The organism is uncultured Barnesiella sp., assembly GCF_946496565.1.
GTDB lineage: Bacteria > Bacteroidota > Bacteroidia > Bacteroidales > Barnesiellaceae > Barnesiella > Barnesiella merdigallinarum.
Map to the genome: position 1 here is coordinate 63,600 of NZ_CAMMHD010000014.1, position 20,030 is coordinate 83,629.

A 20,030-nucleotide genomic window follows, 5' to 3' on the forward strand; every position below is an offset into this window, starting at 1 on the left:
TGAGAACCGCACGGCGACAAAGTTCGATTTTTACCGATGTGCCCGACGGGTAGTAGCAAAGCCGTCGTATTTATTTGTTTCCCTCCTTGGGCAGTTCTTTGGTCTTCTCTTTGCTGTCGGGGGCGGGAGTGGAGTTTATTTCGTCTTCGATTTCGTTCATGCCCTTTTTGAAACTGCGAACGCCTTTGCCCAGACCGTGCATCAGTTCGGGAATCTTTTTACCGCCGAATAAAAGCAAAAATATAATCAGGATTATAATTATTTCGGTCGTTCCCAAGTTACCAAAAAGCAGCAATATTGCAGAGAGTGTATTCATTTTTGTATACCAGTTTAGTGTTTACGGAACAAAATAAGAAAGAATATTTGTATAATACAACAAATCCATATCAAAATTGATTAACACATCGGCTCACGAATAGGTTCGGTTGCAGAGGTAGATTTCGTTGGTGGTACAATCTGTCTCCCGGCACATGGCTGTTGTCGGGGTTAGGCGCGACGTAATTCTTTTGCATGGAGGTGGGTAGGATGTCTGTTTACTGAAGAATCCAAATCAAAACGCAACGTTTTTCGAGTAAGGAAGGAACAAGAACTATGAAAAACACTGCGGGGGAAGCCATAGCGGCGGGGGCGCAAAGCCCCTGAGAGCGTCCAACAGCAATACAAAAAAGGGAGACCGAAATCTCCCTACGATTAATTAATTTTGTATTGCCATGTCAAATCAACTAATCGAAGCCCAAAGATATGAAATATATCTTGGTCTGAAAAGGAAATGGAGCCGTTCTCGCATAGCAGAGGAAATAGGAGTATCAAAATCGACAGTCAGTCGGGAAATCAGGCGCAACTCAAAGCCGGAAGGAGAGTATATATGGAAATATGCTCAGAGGCAGTGTGATAGCCGCAAGCACGGATTTAAGGGCCATCACAGGAAACCGGAAGATCTATGGTGGCGAATTGAGCGCATGATCGAAGAGGAGGAATGGTCTCCGGCCCAGATAGCGGGAGTACTCAGGAAAGAAGGTATCCACATCGCCAAGCAGACCATCTACAACCATGTCCATGCCGATACGACCGGGAAACTGGCTCTGCATATGCCTCATGGGCTCAAATACAAAAAGCGAGGCAAAATCCTGCGTCCGACAAAAGCGACCAATATACCCAACCGCACAAGCATACACGAGCGCCCCAAGGAGGCAGACGGAACCCGATTCGGCGATTGGGAAATGGACACCATCATCGACTCCTGCGGTCATGCCATCGTCACCCTAACCGAACGTTCGACCAATTTCATACTCATGGAAAAGTTGCCTCAGGGACGGAAAGCCCTACCGACGGCCCGGGCGGTCATCCGACTGCTGTTCCCATATAGGCAAACGATACATACGATTACCACCGACAACGGTTGTGAATTTGCAGCACATCAGGAGATAACCAAACAACTCAGCCTCAAAGGTAGGCCGCCAGTTAAGGTTTATTTTACGGATGCTTATTCAGCCTGGCAGAAAGGAGCCATTGAGAATGCAAACAAGCTTATTCGGAAATATATCCCAAAAAAGGCCAACTTTCAGGATTTCTCCGACTGGAAAATCAAAGAGATACAAAAGAAATTGAATCGAAGACCTCGGGAAAAACTTAATTTTGATTCGCCCAAATACAGATTCTTCATAAACGTTTTGTAGTTTTGCATTTGCTGTTGGACTCTACCGGATGTCTGTTTACGATTATTCTCCCGGTTAAAAATGATATTGATATGTAAAAGTTTGCTCATCCTGATAAATTGATTTAACTTTGCAACGATTTTGGAATAAGGAAAAATTTCCGTAATTAAAAACAATAGAAATGAAAGCATTTGTATTTCCCGGACAAGGGGCCCAATTCGTAGGTATGGGTAAAGACCTCTACGAGAACAACCCCGTAGCCAAAGAGATGTTTGATAAGGCCAACGAGATATTGGGTTTCAATATCACCGACCTGATGTTTAACGGTACCGATGAGGACCTGCGTCAAACCAAGGTTACTCAGCCGGCCATCTTCCTGCACTCGGTCATTCTGGCCAAGACGATGGGCGACGCCTTCGACCCCGACATGGTTGCCGGTCACTCGCTGGGTGAGTTCTCGGCTCTGGTAGCTGCCGGTGCTCTCTCGTTTGAAGACGGTGTACGTCTGGTTTCGGCTCGTGCTCAGGCCATGCAGAAGGCTTGCGAAGCTCATCCCTCTACCATGGCAGCCATCATTGCCCTGCCGGATGCGAAAGTAGAAGAAATCTGCGCATCGGTAGCCTCCGAAGGCGAAGTTTGTGTAGCCGCCAACTACAACTGCCCGGGACAGATTGTGATTTCGGGTAGCATTGAAGGTATCAACAAGGCTTGCGAACTGATGAAAGCCGCCGGCGCCAAACGTGCCCTCCCGCTGAAAGTGGGTGGTGCTTTCCACTCGCCGCTGATGGAGCCCGCTCGTGCCGAATTGGCCGACGCTATCGCTCACACCAACTTCCACACGCCCAAGTGCCCCGTTTATCAAAACGTGAACGCTCAACCGCAGACCGACCCCGATGAGATCAAGAAGAACCTGATCGCTCAGTTGACCGCTCCCGTACGTTGGACGCAATCGGTTCAAAACATGATTGCTGCCGGTGCCGATACCTTTATCGAGGTAGGTCCCGGTGCCGTACTGCAAGGTTTGGTAAAGAAGATTTCGTCGGAAGTAACCACTTCGGGTGTACAGTAAACGACATATATCGAGATAAACGAGAGGCGATGACCCACGGGGTTGTCGCCTCTTTTGTTTGTTTTAGGACGAGAAGCGTTTGCGAATCAGTCGGTTCAGAGGTTGCTCGATATACTGATGTGCGATATAAGCCGTGGCGATGCTCACAGCAAGGGCAATGAAAAATTCGATAGTGAGCGAGACCTCGAGATGCAGATGTCGCAGCCCGATTTTTACGCATTGTATCACCAGGTAGTGAAACAGATAGAAGGCGAAACTGATTTCCCCCAGTTTGACACATACGGGGTGGGAGAGCAGTCGCGACAAGGCTCCGCGGTGAAAGTAGAAGGAGGCAATGAGCAATCCCATGGGCAACCAGTACCACACGCTGCGGCGAAAGGATACCGGGATAAAGAAGGCCGTGCAGTAGGCCACGATAATTAGGAGCAGGGCTAGCCATTCGAGTTGGGTATAGCGACCTTGTAGCGGAAGGTACGATTCCCATCGGTGGCAGAGGTTGTAGAGTGCAATACCCAGCACAAAGTCGAAGATGCGGAAAAGGGGATTGATGTAGAGCGTCCAATGTTCCCACAGATTGTTTCGTAACAGATAGGCCGAAAGCACGATGGCCAGCCCCAACCCTACCCACATGGCCTGGGCTTCCCGCCGTCGGTTACGGAAGGTTGAGAAAATAATTACGGGAAAAAGGGCGTAGAAGAAGGCTTCGTCGGAGAGGCTCCAACTCACCGAGTTGAACAGAAACTCTTGTCCCGGAATGAAACTTTGCAGCAGCAGAATGTTGAGTGCCAGTTCTCCAAAATCGCTTGCCGATGAGTGGGCAAAGAAGCGCAAGAGGAAGAGCGATACCAGCAGAGCCAGTAGGTGCAGCGGGTAGATGCGAGCTATCCGTGCTACATAGAACGAGCGTACGGTCACCGTGCCACTTATGAGTCGCTGTTGGTAGGTATAAGCCAGAATGAAACCGCTCAACATGAAAAAGAAACTCACTCCGGCATACCCCTCTCGGAAGATGTGCCACAAAAATCCCGGAGCCTCGTGTGGGAAGAGGTTTTTATGGCTCATGAATACCAGGAAGGCAAACACGAAACGCAGTGAGGTGAGAGGTTTAATCATGAGTTTTTTTTGAATGATACAAAAATAGTAAAAGGCGAGGGTGAGACAAATGAAAAATTGTATTTTCGTTTGCCTCTGCTCTCACCTTTTTCTATCTTTGTACAGCTAAAAAGTAAGATATGAATATCTTCGAAGATTTTCTGGCAACGATTTCAGACACAGAGGTGACAGCCACCTCGGCCGTATTCAAGCTGGCGCTGAGTCTGTTGCTGGGTGGTATCGTCGGTTTTGAGCGGAAGCGCAAGGGCCAGGTGGCCGGAGCCCGCACCTTTGCCCTGATTTCGATGGGGGCGACGCTGGCGATGATTGTGTCGATTTATATTCCACAAGTCTATTTGGGTTTGAAAAACGGCGACCCCGGCCGGGTGGCTGCGCAGGTGATTACGGGTGTGGGTTTCCTGGGTGCCGGTGCCATAATCCAGACCAAGGGCTCGGTGCGGGGGTTGACTACCGCCGCGGGCATCTGGATGGTAGCCGCTCTGGGTCTGGCCGTGGGGGTAGGGCTCTACTGGGTTGCCGTCATCTCTACGGTGCTTATCCTGTTTACGCTGGTGAGCCTCGAGCAGTACGAGCGGCATGCCAAACTCGATTGGGAGGGGCGCATCATCCACCTGCGTGCCGGCGAGATTGTGGAAGATCTGGAACGCTATAAACAGTTGCTGGGGCAATACAACGTGGCCTTGCACAACGTGCTGGTCGAGTATGACTACGGAGCACAGAAGACCGACCTGAAGTTTGTCGTGCTGGCTCGCTCGACAACCGACTTTATCACGCTCTTTGCCCGCATGCGCGCTCTCTATCGAACTGAATATATTTCTCTGCAAAACGAAATTTGATTATGGGAGGTTTGGATTCACTCATCACCGATTTGGCGCTCATCTTGATTGTAGCCGGGGTAGTGACCTTACTGTTCAAGAAACTGAAACAGCCCGTTGTCCTGGGTTACATCGTGGCCGGTTTTCTGGTGGGGCCCAATTTCGGATTTTTCCCGACGATTGTCGATGAGGCCGACATCAACCTGTGGGCCGAACTGGGTATTATCGTGCTCTTGTTTTCGCTGGGGTTGGAGTTTAGTTTCAAGAAGTTGTTTCAGGTAGGTTCGTCGGCCGTGATTACGGCGATGGTTGTGGTGGCGGGCATGATGCTCGTGGGCTACGGTGCCGGGCGGTTGCTGCACTTTACCTATCTCGACAGTGTATTTCTGGGCGCCATGCTCTCCATGTCGTCCACGACGATTATCATCAAGGCTTTCACCGATTTGAACCTTCGGAAGAAAGCCTTTGCCAATTTGGTATTCGGTGTGCTCATCGTCGAGGACTTGTTTGCCGTGGTGATGATGGTGATTCTCTCGTCGATTGCGGTGAAAAACTCTTTTGAGGGTGCCGAACTGATCGAGAGCATTGCCAAGCTGGTATTCTTCCTCATCATCTGGTTTGTGGTGGGGGTTGCCGTGCTGCCGCTCTTCCTGAAGAAGGCTCGCCGGTTCCTGAACGACGAGACGCTGCTGGTTGTCTCGATGGGCCTCTGCCTGGGTATGGTGGTGCTGGCTACCTACGTGGGCTTTTCGTCGGCACTGGGTGCCTTCGTCATGGGCTCGATTCTGGCGGGGACCAACGAGGCCGAGCGCATCGGCAAGGTGGTGGGCCCGGTCAAAGACCTCTTCGGCGCCATCTTTTTCGTGTCGGTGGGCATGCTTGTGAGTCCCGATGCCTTGAGCCAATATGCCCTGCCCATCTGCCTGCTGTCGCTGGTGGTTATCGTGGGGCAGGTATTCTTTGGCACGGTGGGTATGCTGGCCTCGGGCCAGTCGCTCAAAATCGCGATGCAGTCGGGTTTCAGCTTCTCGCAAATCGGCGAGTTTGCCTTTATCATCGCCTCGCTGGGTATGTCATTGAATGTGATTGACAAGTTTCTTTACCCCATTGTGGTAGCCGTCTCGGTCATCACCACCTTCCTCACCCCCTACTGCATACGCTTGGCCGACCCGGCCTATGGGTGGGTAGAGCGTCATCTGCCCGAAAAATGGCTTACGGCCATCGACCGGTACAGCCAGAGCCGAACCGAAATCAAGCCTCACAAGGCGGTGTGGAAAGAGGCGCTTGCCCAATACCTGTGGCGGGTAGTGCTCTATTCGGCCATCATTGTGGCTATTATACTTATTTCGAAATCGTGGTTCATGCCTCTCATGCTCGATATTCTGCCCGACTGGGGACGGGCTATTGCCGCTGTGGTGACACTGGTTGCGATGTCGCCCTTCCTGTGGGCTCTCATGGTGAAAGAGGTAAACATGAGCCTTATCCGAAAACTGGGCGAGGGGCGGGCCAACCGGGTACCGCTCACGCTGATGATTGTCTTCCGCATCCTGCTGGCTCTCTTCTTCGTCATCTATTACCTCTCGAGCGTACACTCGCAACGCACCGGGGTACTGTTGGGGTTGGGTATCTTTATCGTGGTGCTCATCTTGCTGTCGAAGCGCATCCAGAAGCAGTTCATGCGCATCGAGACCATCTTTATGGACAATCTCAACGAGCGCGAGTTGCGCAAGACCGGCCGCAACACCAGCCTGGTGAGCGACATGCACCTGGCCTATATGGACGTGAATGCCGATTGTCCTTTTGCCGGCCGTCGGCTCATGGACTCGAACCTGCGCAAGGAGTACGGCGTGAACGTGGTGAGTATCCAGCGCGGAACGAAACGCATCAACATACCCAAGGGCGAGACCCGCATCTTCCCCGGCGACACCATCGGGGTAATCGGTACCGACGACCAGATACAGTCGTTGCTCGCCGTAGTCGAGGGCAGTGCCTCGACCGACGACGAAAGCGAAGCCAAGGAGGTGACCTTCACCCATGTGGTGGTGCCCGACGATTCGCCCCTGATCGGGCAGACCAGTTCGTCGCTCAACATCCGCAACCAGAACAACTGCCTCATTGTAGGCATCGAGCGGGCCGACGGTACCTTCCACCAGCCCGACGGACAAATCCGTTTTGAGGCTCACGATGTCATCTGGCTGGCCGGCGAGCCCGACAACATCAAGCAGCTGACGCGCGAAAAGATTATGAACAACACTATACAACACACATAAAGACCTACGATTATGCAGGAAAAGATTATTATTCTCGATTTCGGATCCCAGTACACTCAGCTTATCGCCCGCCGCTTGCGGGAGCTGAATACCTACTGCGAAATCTTGCCCTACAACAAGTTCCCCTTTGGCGACGAGGGCATCAAGGGTGTGATTCTCTCGGGAAGTCCCTATTCGGTGAACGACCCTCAGGCACTCTTTGTGGATTTGAGCCGTATCCGCGGTGTCTATCCCGTGCTCGGCGTCTGCTACGGAGCGCAGTTCCTGGCCCACACCTCGGGCGGTAAGGTCGAGTCGGCCGATACCCGCGAATACGGGCGCGCCAATCTGGCCTGGCACGACGACAGCGACCCCCTCATGCACGGCATGCGCGAGAACTCTACGGTGTGGATGTCGCACGGCGACTCCATCACGGTCATCCCCCCGTCGTTCAAACTCGTGGCCAGCACCCACGAGGTGAAGACCGCCGCCTTCCACATCGAGGGCGAGCAGACCTGGGGCGTACAGTTCCACCCCGAGGTATACCACAGCGAAGACGGTACCCTGTTGCTCACCAACTTCGTGCGCGACATCTGCCACTGCAACATGGACTGGACTCCCGCCTCGTTCATCGAACACACGGTGGCCCAGTTGCAAGAGAAGCTGGGCAACGACAAGGTGGTGCTGGCCCTCTCGGGCGGTGTCGATTCGACCGTAGCCGCCGTACTGCTCAACAAGGCTATCGGCAGCCGCCTCACCTGTATCTTTGTCGACAACGGTCTGCTGCGCAAGAATGAGTTCGAAAGCGTGCTCGCCAACTACAAGGATATGGGGCTCAACGTGCTGGGCATCGATGCCAAGGAGTATTTCTACGAACAGCTCAAAGGGGTAACCGACCCCGAGAAGAAGCGCAAGATTATCGGCAAGGGCTTCATCGACATCTTTGACCGCGAGGCTCGCAAGCTCACCGACATCAAGTGGCTGGCTCAAGGCACCATCTACCCCGACGTGATCGAGTCGCTCTCGATTACCGGCATGACCATCAAGTCGCACCACAACGTGGGCGGTCTGCCCGAGAAGATGAACCTGAAGCTGGTAGAGCCCCTGCGCCTGCTCTTCAAGGACGAAGTTCGTCGCGTGGGCCGCGAGCTGGGCATCAGCAACAAGCTCATCGGGCGTCACCCCTTCCCCGGTCCCGGTCTGGGTGTGCGCATCCTGGGCGACATCACCCCCGAGAAGGTGCGCATTCTGCAAGATGCCGACCACATCTTCATCCAGGGGCTCATCGACAACGACCTCTACGACAAGGTATGGCAGGCCGGCGTGGTGCTGCTGCCGGTACAGTCGGTAGGCGTGATGGGCGACGAGCGCACCTACGAGCGTGCCGTGGCCCTGCGTGCCGTGCTCTCGACCGACGGCATGACGGCCGACTGGGCCCGTCTGCCCTACGAGTTCCTGGCCAAGGTGTCGAACGACATCATCAACAAGGTGCGTGGCGTGAACCGCGTAGTCTACGACATCAGCTCCAAACCGCCTTCGACCATCGAGTGGGAGTAAGATAGAGTAGGGTAACCGCTCCCACAGTAGTAGATATTACCTGAAATAAAAACGGGGCCGGCTCCAGTGAGGAGACGGTCCCGTTTCGTTTTATGAAGAAAGATTGATTGCGTTATTTCTTCTTCTCGGTGAGGACGAACCGGAGGGTGCCGGCGTTGACCAAATCGTCGTGCGAGATGAAGCGGCCTTTGAGTCGCTTGCCGTTGACCTCGATGTGGTCGACATAGATGGCCTCGGCCGATGGGCGTTCACACTCGATTACCAGCGTGTCGTGCTTGTAGTAGCGCGGGTCGAGGTGCAGGGTGATGCGGTCGAACGCGGGGGCCGTGAGGGTGTAGCGGGGGATGCCCGGACAGTCGGGGTAGAGGCCCATCATGCTGAATACGGCCCAGGCCGACATGGTGCCGGTGTCGTCGTTGCCGGGGATACCGTCGGGCTGGTTCTTGAAGTGCTTTTTCAAGAGCACGTTCACCAGCGAGTCGGTGCGCCACTCCTGACCCTTGACCTGTGCAAAGAGGTAGGGGTAGGTGATGTCGGGCTCGTTGGCGGGGTCGTAGAGGTTCTCGTCGAATACCTTGCGCAGCTTGGCGGCAAACTTCTTGTCGCCCCCCATGAGGCGCTTGAGTCCGTCGATGTCGTGCGGGATGTAGAAGGTGTAGTTCCAGGCGTTACCCTCGTGGAACCCGGGCGAGGGCTCGAAGTTGATGCCCTGCATGGGGTCGAAGGGGGTGTAGAACTTGCCGTCGGGCAGTATGGGTCGCAGCGTGCCGTACTCTTTGCAGTAGTAGCGTTTGTAGCCCAGCGAGCGGTCGGCAAAGCGTTTGGCATCCTCCTTGTGGCCCAGGTCGGCGGCAAAGCGCGATAGGGCAAAGTCGGCCAGATAGTATTCGAGGGCGTGCGATACCGAGTTGTCGAACTGTTCGCGCAGGGGCACATAGCCCAGGGCCAGGTAGTCGTCGTTGTCGGTGCGCAGGATATTCTCGCTGCTCGGGGCGGTGGCCGATTTCACCATGGCCCGGTAGGCCGTTTCGGCGTCGAATCCCTTCAGGCCGCGCAGCCAGGTATCGGCCAGCATGATGGTGGCCGGGTCGCCCGACATGGTGAGGGTCTCGTTGCCGTAGAGCTCCCAGCGGGGCAGCCAGCCGCACTCGTTGTACATGTCGATGAGGGTCTGTGCCATATCGAGCTGCATCTGCGGATAGACGAGGGTGAAGAAGGGGTGCACGTTGCGGAAGGTATCCCACAGCGAGAATACCGTGTAGCGGTTGTGCGGGGTGGTGAGTATCTGCTGGCTCTCCATGGCGGGGTATTGCCCGTTGACATCCTGCAGGATGTTGGGGTGGATGAGCATGTGATAGAGGGCGGTGTAGAAGATGGTCTTCTGTTCGTCGGTGCCCCCCTCGACCTCGACGCTCGAGAGTATGTCGTTCCACTGCCGGCGGGCGTCGTGGGCCACCTGGTCGAACCGGAATCCCTGTTGTTCCCGGTCGAGGTTCTCGCGGGCGTTGGCCGTGCTCACGAACGATACGCCTATCTGCACCTGTATCTGCTCGCCCGGCTGGGTGTTGTAGGTGAAGAATAGACCAATGTCGTCGCCCGACATCTCCTTGGTGTAGCGCGAGTAGATTTTGTATTTGCCGTTATCGGGGTCCCACTCGGCCTCTACGCCGGTCATGGGGCGCTGTTTCTTCCAGTAGCCCGACTGCAGGGGCTTCTTGTCGACCCGAATCACGAAGTAGATGGGGAATACTCCCTGGCGGTTGTAGTAGCAGAAGCCGCCCAGCAGCTTGCAGCCTTCGTACTCGGTGTCGCTCACCTTGCGCACGGTGGCGCCGCTCTCGTTGGTGAGCCCTTCGCCCAGGTTCAGGAGCACGTGGCTCTCGCCGCCGGGGTAGGTGAAGCGGGCAATCGAGCTGCGCATCGTGGCGCTCACCTCGGTGTCGATGCCGTAGCGGGTGAGGCGGTTGGCATAGTAGCCGGGGTGCGCCTCCTCCTGGGTGTATTCACTGCCGTACTGCTTGTAGTCGACACACAGCTCGCCGCTGGTGGGCATGAGCAGCAGGGAGCCCAGGTCGGGGCAGCCCACACCGCTGAGGTTCACGTGCGAGAATCCGGTGAAGAAGCGGTTGTGATACTCGTAGGGGGTAGACCACCAGCGGGCATCCTTGTCGTAGACGTTGAGGTCGGACCCCATGACGTTGAAGGGGGTGACCGACATCAGCCCGTTGGGACAGAGGGCCCCGGGGTTGGTGGTACCGAAGTTGGTGGTACCGATAAAGGGGTTTATATAAGCGACAGGCTCGCCTGCCCCTGCCGAGACGGACGAGACTGCCGTTAAGATACCCGCAATGATGAGATTGCGTATGTTCATAATACAGAGTTGTTTTTGGTAAACTCGAGGATTTCCGAAATGTATCCGAAGGCCAGACCTACCACCGTATCGGCCGCACCGTAGTACACGGCTACGCGGTCGCCGTCGGTGAGGGCTGCGCAGGGGAATACGACGTTGGGCACATCGCCTTGCAGCTCGTAGGAAGCGGCGGGGGCGAGCAGGTAGGGACGCGTGCGGTAGAGCAGTTTCGAGGGGTCGTCCTTGTCGAGGATGGCGGCACCCATCGAGTAGCGGAATCCGTTGCAGGTGGTGATGACACCGTGGTAGAAGAGCAACCATCCCTCGTCGGTGAGGATGGGGATGGGGCCGGCACCTACCTTGGTGCATTGCCAGGCACTCTCGGGGAAGGGAGTGGGCGAGAGCACGTGACGGTGTTCGCCCCAGTATTTCATGTCGGGGCTATAGCTGATGTAGATGTCGCCGAAGGGGGTGTGGCCGCTGTCGCTGGGGCGGCTCAGCAGGGCATACTTGCCGTTGATCTTCTGGGGGAAGAGCACGCCGTTGCGGTTGAAGGGCAGCAGGGCGTTTTCGCACTGGAAGAACTCCTTGAAGTCGAAGGTGTAGCCTACGCCGATGGTGGGGCCGTAGTAGCCGTTGCACCAGGTAATCCAGTAGCGGTCTTCGATCCAGGTCACGCGCGGGTCGTATTTGTATTCCGACTCAATCATATCGGTGTTGCCCGGTTTGAATTGGATGGGCTCGTGCTCGATGTCCCAGTGGATACCGTCTTTGCTGAATCCGGCGAAGATGTTCATCTGTACGGCCCGGTTGTCGCAGCGGAATACCCCGGCAAAGCCGTCGCCGAAAGGCACTACGGCACTGTTGAAAATACTGTTCGAGGTGGGGATATGGTAACGATCGATTACCGGATTTTGCGAATAACGCCACATAACCTCCGAGCATCCTGCCGGACGGTCTTCCCAAGGCATAGCCATTTTGTTGCTCATATTGACTTCTTTTTGTTTTTGATTTTGATAAATTCTTTGGTCGATAAATATCGGCATTTTATTTGACACGGCCATGAGGCGGTGCTATTTCTCTTGCTGTTTTTTCGAATCGTCGTAGGTGAAGGGGATGAAATAGGTGATCAGCAACGACGGGATGGTGGCCAGCAGGACGTAGATGAAGAACTTCTCGTAGCCCAGCCAGTCGCTGAAGAAACCACTCATCATACCCGGCAGCATCACACCCAGATTCATGATGCCCGAGGCAAAGGCGTAGTGCGACATCTGGTGTTTGCCCGGAGCAATCTGCTGCATCATAAAGAGGGTGAGGCCCACGAAACCGAAGCCGTAGCCGAAGTACTCGGTGATGATGCCGGCGCCGATCACGTAGAGGTTCTCGGGCTGGAACACCGCCAGCAGCGTGTAGGCTACAAAGGGGAAGTTGAAGACGCAGCAGAGTGTGAAGAGCGTCTTTTTCAACCCCCGGCGCGACACGTAGATACCGGCCAGCAGCGAGCCCAGCACGAAGGCGGCCGACCCGAACACGCCGTTGAGCGTACCGATTTGGGTGAGCGTAAGTCCCAGTCCGCCGATGTCGCGCGACGAGCGCAGGAAGAGCGGGGCTATCTTCATGATGAAGCCTTCGGCAAAGCGGTAGAGGATGATGAAGCAGATGTAGTAGATGATGTGTTTCTTGGTGAAGAAGTTTTTGATGACCTCCCACAGCTCGTGCAGAACCTCGGCACTCGACCGTTTTTGGGTCGATGGTACTTGTGTGCAGGGCAACATGCGCGAGTGGTAGAGGCCCAGCACCAGCAGCAGCGCCGAGATGATGATGAAGATAATCATCCACGCCTCCTTATAGGCAGGCATGTTTTCCTGTATCGAAGCTCCTTCGACAGCCCCGAAGTGCTCGGCCAGCATGCCGGCCACGGCTACCAGTCCGCCGTTGGCCACCAGCTTGGCAATGTTGTAGAAGGCACCCTGCACCCCGATGTATTTGGCCTGATCCTCGGGCGAGAGCTCGGCCATGTACACGCCGTCGCAGGCGATGTCGTGCGTGGCACCGCTCAGGGCGATGACGGCCATCGTCGAGATGCTGATGGCAAAGAAATAATCGAACTTCAGCGAGAAGGCTACCACGCCGAAGAGGAGTCCGCTCAGTAACTGGGTGACCACGACGAAGAACTTCTTGGTGCGGTACATCTCCAGAAACGGGCTCCAAAGAAACTTCAAAGTCCACGGCAACATGATGATTGAGGTCCAGAACGCGATTTGTGTATCGGATATTCCTAAGTCTTTGAACATGAACGTCGATACGAGATTGACCGCGATGAACGGCAGTCCCATGGCGAAATAGACTGTGGGAACCCATGCGATGGGATTGGTCGATTTTCCTTTGCTTTTCTTCTCCATTTTTTCTTGTTTATAGATAGCTTTTTGCGTATAGTCGTTTATCGGATAATGATTTCGTCGGTGAAGAGCCAGCCGCCGGCAATGCCGTTCGACTGTGCCTGATACCGCACGTAACGGGCCTGTGTGTTGCCTTGCCAGCCGAAGGTCTTGAACTGGAGGGTGTCGATGTCGGGCGAGATGTCGTTGTCGACAGTTGCCAGAGGCTTATACTCCTTGCCGTCGGTCGAGGCCGAGATGGTCACCTGCTTGGGCAGCCATACATACGGGCCCTTCAGTTGCAGGAATTCGGCACTCACCTCCTGGATGGCGGTCTCGCTGCCCAGGTCGATGGTCACGTCGAGGTCGCTGTTGAGGAATCCCTGCCAACGGTCGTCGTTGTACATCCAGCCGCCCCGTACGCCATCGACGAGCGTCTGGTCGCCCTGTGCGGCATATTGCTTGCTGTACGGGGTGGCATAGGTCACGCTCTTGTGCAGGGCCAGGTGCTCTACGGGTTGCAGCGACTCGGGTTTGTCGCCCACCTCCTTGTCGAGGGGGAAGGGGTTGTATCCCCGGCTGCGCAGGTGGTTCACGGCGTGGAGGGCACGGGTGTGGAAGCTGGACCAGTCTTTCAGTTCGGCCGGTGTCCAGCCCACCTCGGCCAAGGCCAGAATGCGGGGGTATATCATGTATTCGGTATGTTCGGGAGTGGGCATGTACTCGGTCCACACGTTGCCTTGCACGCCCTTGATGAGGGCAGCCTCCTCGGTCGAGAGCGAGTCGGGGACAGGCTCGAACGAATAGGCCTTCTCGAGGGTGAGGTATCCGCCGATAGCCAGCGGTTGGGTGTTGGGGGCATCCTGATAGGCATCGAGGTAGCAATATTTGCCGGGGGTCATGATGGCGGCGTTGCCGGCCTTGACGGCATGGATGGCTCCCTCTTCGCCACGCCACGACATGACGGTAGCGGTGGGGGTGAGTCCGCCCTCGATAATCTCGTCCCAGCCGATGAGCTTACGGCCGTGGTCGTTGAGGAACCGCTCGATGCGGTGTATCATGTAGCTCTGCAGCTCCTCGACCGAAGCCAGGTGCTCGTCGGCCATCCGCTTCTTGCAGCGGGGGCAGTTGCGCCAGCCGTTTTTCGAAGCCTCGTCGCCCCCGATGTGGATATACTCCGAGGGGAAGAGGTCCATCACCTCGAGCAGCACGTTCTCGAGGAACTCGAAAGTCTTCTCGTTGCCGATGCAGTAGTCGGCATCGACATAGGGTTTGCCCGAGCAGGAGAGCTCGGGATAGGTGGCCAGCACCTCTTCGGAGTGGCCCGGCATCTCGATTTCGGGGATGACGGTGATGTGGCGCTCGGCGGCATAGGCTACCACCTCGCGGATGTCGTCTTGCGTGTAATATCCGCCCACGGCGCGCGGGTCGTCCTGGTCGCAGAAGGTGCGGCCGCCGGTCCACCAGTCGTTCAGCTTCTCAAAGGGACGCCAGGCGGCAAACGAGGTGAGGCGGGGGTATTTCTTGATTTCGATACGCCAGCCGGCACCGTCGGTGAGGTGCCAGTGGAGGCGGTTCATCTTGAAGTAGGCCATGGCATCGAGCTGCTTCTTCACAAACTCCTTGTCGTAGAAGTGGCGCGACACGTCGAGGTGCATGCCCCGGTAGGGGAATCGGGGTGAGTCGGCTATGGTCACGGCGGGGAGGCTCTTGCCGTCGCCGTTGTTCAGCAGCTGGAGCAGGGTCTGTATGCCGTAGAAGATACCCGTCTCGGTACTGGCCGAGAGGTGTATCCCCTTCTTGCCGATTTCGAGGCGGTAGCCCTCGGCTTCGGGCACGGTGGCCGTGTCGCAGAGGGTCAGTTCGATGCCGTCGTTACCGGTGGCTTCGTCGGCAAATGCAACTTGACCGAGAGCCGTACCCTCGAGGTAGCGGGCCAGGGCCTGTTTGCTCTCGGGCGAGAGCGACGCGTAGAACTTCGTCTCGGGCGAGAGGGTGAATGTTCCCCGGTGATACTCGACCGACCGGGGCATGGGGATGATGTCGAGCTCTTTGGGTTGTTGGCTGCAACTGCTTGCCCCCACCAGCAGGAGGAGGGCAAACAGTGCGCTATGGAATAGATTGCGTTTGGTCATGTGTGTGCAGGGTGATTAGTTGATGGAAATTTCGTCGACAAAGAGCCAGCCCTTTTCGCCATGGGCGCCGTGCCAGGCGGGAATCTGGCTGGTGGTCTCGACTACGACCCGTATCTTGGAGGCCGGTACCGAGGGGAATTCGCAGGTGTATTGGCGCACACCGTCGGCATCTTGTTTGGGTGCCACGGGTATGTCGAGCTTGCCTATCTCGGTCATGGGGTTATCGCCGTCGGCGGCATAGACCGTGATTTTCGTCGGGGGGAAGATATACTCGGAGTATTGTACGAGCGAACCTATCTGCACGCTGCTTACCGACTGGGTGTCGCCCAGGTCGATGGTGGCATCGAGCGGGGTGTCGATAAAGCCCAGCCAGCAGCTGTTGCTGTAGTTGAAATCGCCGCGGATACCGTCGGTCAGTACCGAAGCTCCACCAAACGTGTATTTCGGGTTGGGAGCATCTTTGAGTTCAGCCAGGTGCCCGGTCGCTTTGTTGAACGAGAAGGGGCGCACCAGGGTGCGGGTCTTCACCTGATCGCGCACGACGATAGCCTTCAAGGTGCAGGTGTCGCTGTCTGTGCTGATTTCGATCGGGCCCGTGTAGAGGGTGCTGGCCGTGGTGGGCTCGGAGCCGTCGAGGGTGTAGTAGATGGGGGCATCGCCCTGCGTGCGCAGCGTAGCCTCGATGCAGTTTTTGCTGTCGTTTACGGTGTACTCGCCCTCTACCTCGAAGAGGTGTTTGGCGTAGTTGAGTCCCATGGCGTTGTAGATTTCCAGGATGTGGCCGATGTGGTTGAGGAATCGGTCGTAGTCCTTATTCTCCAGTTGGTCCCACTGTACTTCGCTCAAGGCGGCGAGACGGGGGAGAATCATGTATTCGAGCTGTTCGTTGGTGGGCATGTATTCGGTCCAGACGTTGGCTTGTGTACCCAGAATGTGCCGGGCCTCCTCTTCGGTCAACTCCTCGGACACGGGGTTGAACTTGTAGACCAGGTCTACCGGGTTGTATCCGCCGATGGCGAGCGGCTCGCTTTGGGTGTCGCGCGACTGGTAGTAGTCGAAGTAGAGCGGGTTGGTGGGGGTCATAATCACGTCGTGTCCTTGTTTGGCAGCTTCGATGCCGTTGCTTACACCGCGCCACGACATGATGGTGGCATGGGTCGAGAGTCCGCCCTCCATAATCTCGTCCCAACCGATCATCTCACGGCCGTGGTCGCTGAGGAACTTCTCGACACGCTCGGTTACGTAGCCTTGCAGGTAGTGTTCGGCCGTGCCGTGCTCATCGTCTTTGAGACCCAGTTGCTTGATGCGGGCCTGGCAGGCGGGGCACTTCTCCCAACGCACTTTGGGGCACTCGTCACCACCGATATGAATGTATTTCGAGGGGAAAATATCCATCACCTCGAGCAGTACGTTGTCGATAAACTCGAAAGTCTTGTCCTTACCGGCGCAGAGCACATCGTCGCGGATGCCCCACTGTCCCGAAACCTCATACGGGCCACCGGTACAACCCAACTCGGGGTAGGAGGCCAGGGCGGCCATCATGTGGCCGGGCAGGTCGATTTCGGGGATGATGGTGATACCCAGGTCGGCGGCATACTTCACGATGTCGCGCAGTTCGTCTTGCGTATAGAATCCGCCATAGGGGGTGTTGTCGTAGTTGTCCCACTCTTTGGCAATCATCGTTTTGCTGCGCATGCTGCCCACTTCGGTCAGACGGGGGTACTTCTTGATTTCGATGCGCCAGCCCTGGTCGTCGGTGAGGTGCCAGTGCAACGTGTTGAGCTTGTGCACGGCCATGACGTTGAGAATGCGTTTCACCTCGTCGGTCGAGAAGAAGTGGCGGGCTACGTCTAAGTGCAGGCCGCGGTATCCGAATCGCGGAGCGTCGTCGATGGCGGCGCAGGGAACCGACCAGTTGGCACCTGTTGCCAGCGTATCGCCGTAGACAGCTGCCGGGAGCAGTTGTTTGACGGTCTGCAAGGCAAAGCGTACGCCGTTGGGGGTAGCTGCGGCAATTTCGATTTTGCTCTTACCGATGTTCAGGCGGTAAGCTTCGTCGGCCAAATCGGGGTTTGCCTTCACCACGATGGCGTTGTTGCGTTCTTCATCGGCAAACTTCAACTCCATGCCGCTGGTCTTTTGGAACTGGTCGGCAAATTGTTGCAGTACGCCGGTTACCTCGTCGCCGCATTCGGGCGAGACAAATATCTGTGTCCCTTTGTCAAAGGAGAATCGCCCCGGTATCTGTTCGATGTGGTTGGGGTAGGGAATCAGGTCGTAACTGTTTTTTTCGCTCTGGCAGGAGATCAAGGCCAGGACTGCTGCCACGAGTGCGAGATAACGATTGAATCTTTTCATACTGGATTGTGTATTATGGATGATTATTGCTTAAGGATTTATTGCTTTACCGGGGTGTTGCCCATGTCGACGACAATGCGTCCGCCCTTCATGATGTCGCTGTGCATGAAGAAGGGCGACTCGAGCAGAATGTTGTCGAGACGTATGCTTTGTATGTACTTGTTGGTACGCGAGTTGTTGTTGGCTACGATTTCGAACTTCTTGCCGTTCGACAGGTTGATGGTGACCTTGTCGAAGATGGGGCGGCCTACCGAGTAGATGGGCGAGCCGGGGCATACTTGGTAGAAGCCCATGGCGTTGAGTATGTACCAGGCCGACATCTGTCCGCAATCCTCGTTACCCGAGAGACCGTTGGGGTCGTCGAAGTATTGGTTGTAGAGGATGGTGTCGATGAGCTGTTGCGTCTTCCACGACTGGTTCACATAGTTGTAGAGGTGGGCGATGTGGTGGCTGGGTTCGTTGCCGTGGGCATACTGGCCGATGAGGCCCGAGATGTCGGACGACACGAGGTCACCCTCGAGTTTCGAGTCGGCCAGGAAGAGCGAGTCGAGCCGGTCGATGAATTGCTCCTGACCGCCCATCAGGGTTACGAGGCCGTCTATATCGTGGGGTACGAACCAGGTCCACTGCCAGGCGGTACCCTCGCAATAGTCGTCGTTGCGGTGGTCCGACGAACGGGGGTGGAAGGGCGAGTGCCATTTGCCGTCGAGGTCTTTGCCCCGCATGAATTTGGTCTGGGCATCGTAATAGTTGGCATAGGCTTGGCTGAGACCCTTGTATTTTTCGTAGGTGGTCGTGTCGCCTATGGCTTCGGCCAGTTGGGAGATGCACCAGTCGTTGTAGGCATATTCAAGACCTTTGGCTACCGATTCGTTTTCCTTATCGTAAGGGATATAACCGATTTTGTTTTTATAATATTTCGAGATGGGTACCAGGCCGTTGACCATGCGGCTGGGGGCAATGATACCGGTCGTGTCGTATACCGAGCTTCTGATGCAGGCCTCGAGCAGTTCGTGGCCGTCGATTTTGTTGAATCCTTTCATGTAGGCATCGACAATGACCGGTACGGCGTGGTAGCCGATCATGGTGGCGGTGTAGTTGCCGGCCAGCTCCCACATGGGCAGGATACCTCCCTCGTGATATTTCTCCATGAGCGACATGATCAGCTTGTCGTTCAACTCGGGTTGAGTGATGGTGAGCAGGGGGTGCAATGCTCTGAAGGTATCCCACAACGAGTATACGGTGTAGATTTCTTTCCCCGGTTTGGTCTGGTGTATCATCTGGTCGAGTCCGCGGTAGCGACCGTCGGCATCGGAGAAGAGGCTGGGGTGTATGGCCGTGTGGTAGAGGGCGGTATAGAAGATGCGCTTCTGGGTCTCGTTGTCGGTCTCGACCTCGATGGTACCCAGGTAGTCGTTCCACTTCTCTTTGGCCTGTATGGCAATGCTGTCGAAGTCCCAGTGGGGGATTTCGGTCTCGACGTTGCGACGGGCCCCGTCGATGTCGACAGCCGAGATACCTACCTTCACGAGCACCTCTTCGTCTTGGGTCGTGGCAAATTGAAGCAGGGCTTTCTTCTGCTCCAGTTTATACGGTTTGCCGTTGCGCATGATGTCGATTACCGTGTCGACAATCTGGCAGGTGAAGGGTTTCGAAAACTTCATGTAGAATCCGATCGACTGGTTGTCGGCCCACCCTTTGGTGCGTTTCCAACCCACGATTTCGGTATCGCTCAGGGTATTGAGTTTCATATCGAGATTCTGCTGCCCTTGCAGGCTGTAGTCGAGGTCTACGATAAAACCGGCCTGCTGGCTATCGGGGAAGTGATAGCGGTGCATGGCGGCCCGTTCGGTGGCCGTCAGTTCGGCTTTGACTTGGTAGCGGTCGAGCATGACCGAGTAGTAGCCCGGGGTGGCCGTTTCGCGGCTGTGCGAGAAGGGCGAGGCGTAGGCCGTTTGCTGACTTTCGGCACCCAGGTATCGGTAGTCTTGTTTGCCTACGGTCGGCATCAGCAGAATGTCGCCGTAGTCACCGCACCCGGTACCGCTCAGGTGAGTGTGGGAAAAACCGTTGATTGTGCTGTCGGAGTAGTGGTATCCCGAGCAGGCATCCCACTCGTAAATGCGGGTATCGGGACTCGGTTGTATCATTCCGTGAGGAACCACTGCACCGGGAAACGTGTGTCCGTGACCACCCGTCCCGATGAACGGATTCACAAAATCGGAATATTGTAACTGGGTTTCCGATGAATTGGTACAGCTCGAAAAGAGGAGCAATCCCAATCCCAGCCAAAGCATTGTTTGTTTCATGTTGTTTATTTATAGATGTTTATATTCTTTCTTGTTTTTCTC

At 55.8% G+C, this 20,030-nt stretch carries 13 protein-coding genes; 5 read left to right on the forward strand and 8 right to left on the reverse strand.

Features of this window, described 5'->3' with window-relative positions:
• Positions 1-70: 70 nt before the first annotated feature.
• Positions 71-316 carry a twin-arginine translocase TatA/TatE family subunit gene (gene tatA, locus Q1K76_RS08765; protein ID WP_300132632.1) on the reverse strand — a complete coding sequence of 82 codons (246 nt, stop codon included), beginning with the start codon at positions 314-316 and terminating at the stop codon, positions 71-73.
• A 394-nt stretch (positions 317-710) separates the two neighbouring features.
• On the opposite strand from tatA, the gene Q1K76_RS08770 reads away from it, so the two are divergent.
• Together Q1K76_RS08770 and fabD are read left to right on the forward strand one after the other, a co-directional pair.
• A complete protein-coding gene (locus tag Q1K76_RS08770) occupies positions 711-1,676 on the forward strand; it encodes an IS30 family transposase (RefSeq protein ID WP_300132634.1) in 966 nt (321 codons plus the stop codon).
• Positions 1,677-1,836: 160 nt separating this feature from the next.
• Positions 1,837-2,724, forward strand: a complete 888-nt coding sequence (gene fabD, locus Q1K76_RS08775) for an ACP S-malonyltransferase (protein ID WP_298662504.1) — start codon at positions 1,837-1,839, stop codon at positions 2,722-2,724.
• A gap of 63 nt (positions 2,725-2,787) precedes the next feature.
• On the opposite strand, the gene Q1K76_RS08780 is transcribed toward fabD, so the two are convergent.
• Positions 2,788-3,837: an acyltransferase gene (locus Q1K76_RS08780; protein ID WP_300132637.1), complete on the reverse strand. Its 1,050-nt coding sequence runs from the start codon at positions 3,835-3,837 to the stop codon at positions 2,788-2,790.
• A gap of 119 nt (positions 3,838-3,956) precedes the next feature.
• On the opposite strand from Q1K76_RS08780, the gene Q1K76_RS08785 reads away from it, so the two are divergent.
• From Q1K76_RS08785 to guaA, 3 genes are read left to right on the forward strand one after another with little or no spacing between them, the layout of a single operon-like run.
• Positions 3,957-4,673 carry an MgtC/SapB family protein gene (locus Q1K76_RS08785; RefSeq protein WP_300132640.1) on the forward strand — a complete coding sequence of 239 codons (717 nt, stop codon included), beginning with the start codon at positions 3,957-3,959 and terminating at the stop codon, positions 4,671-4,673.
• Positions 4,674-4,675: 2 nt separating this feature from the next.
• Positions 4,676-6,922, forward strand: coding sequence for a cation:proton antiporter (locus tag Q1K76_RS08790; protein ID WP_300132643.1), 2,247 nt, complete (start codon positions 4,676-4,678; stop codon positions 6,920-6,922).
• Between the two features lie 12 nt (positions 6,923-6,934).
• Complete coding sequence (gene guaA / locus Q1K76_RS08795) at positions 6,935-8,458, forward strand: glutamine-hydrolyzing GMP synthase (protein WP_258327075.1); 1,524 nt, start codon at positions 6,935-6,937, stop codon at positions 8,456-8,458.
• Between the two features lie 112 nt (positions 8,459-8,570).
• Here the strand turns inward: guaA and Q1K76_RS08800 are convergent, their stop codons facing one another.
• The 6 genes from Q1K76_RS08800 to Q1K76_RS08825 all read right to left on the reverse strand — a co-directional run bounded on the left by Q1K76_RS08800 (position 8,571) and on the right by Q1K76_RS08825 (position 19,988).
• Complete coding sequence (locus Q1K76_RS08800; RefSeq protein ID WP_300132646.1) at positions 8,571-10,829, reverse strand: GH92 family glycosyl hydrolase; 2,259 nt, start codon at positions 10,827-10,829, stop codon at positions 8,571-8,573.
• Positions 10,826-11,797: a glycoside hydrolase family 130 protein gene (locus Q1K76_RS08805; protein ID WP_300132649.1), complete on the reverse strand. Its 972-nt coding sequence runs from the start codon at positions 11,795-11,797 to the stop codon at positions 10,826-10,828. The genes Q1K76_RS08800 and Q1K76_RS08805 overlap by 4 nt, the downstream gene beginning before the upstream one ends.
• A gap of 84 nt (positions 11,798-11,881) precedes the next feature.
• A complete protein-coding gene (locus Q1K76_RS08810) occupies positions 11,882-13,210 on the reverse strand; it encodes an MFS transporter (RefSeq protein ID WP_298662484.1) in 1,329 nt (442 codons plus the stop codon).
• Between the two features lie 38 nt (positions 13,211-13,248).
• Entirely contained in the window at positions 13,249-15,321 is a 2,073-nt protein-coding gene (locus Q1K76_RS08815; RefSeq protein ID WP_300132652.1) for a family 20 glycosylhydrolase, read from the reverse strand.
• Positions 15,322-15,336: 15 nt separating this feature from the next.
• Positions 15,337-17,679 (reverse strand): family 20 glycosylhydrolase, encoded by a 2,343-nt coding sequence (locus Q1K76_RS08820; RefSeq protein WP_300132655.1) that lies wholly within the window; start codon positions 17,677-17,679, stop codon positions 15,337-15,339.
• Positions 17,680-17,717: 38 nt separating this feature from the next.
• Positions 17,718-19,988: a GH92 family glycosyl hydrolase gene (locus Q1K76_RS08825; RefSeq protein ID WP_300132657.1), complete on the reverse strand. Its 2,271-nt coding sequence runs from the start codon at positions 19,986-19,988 to the stop codon at positions 17,718-17,720.
• Positions 19,989-20,030 lie beyond the last annotated feature (42 nt).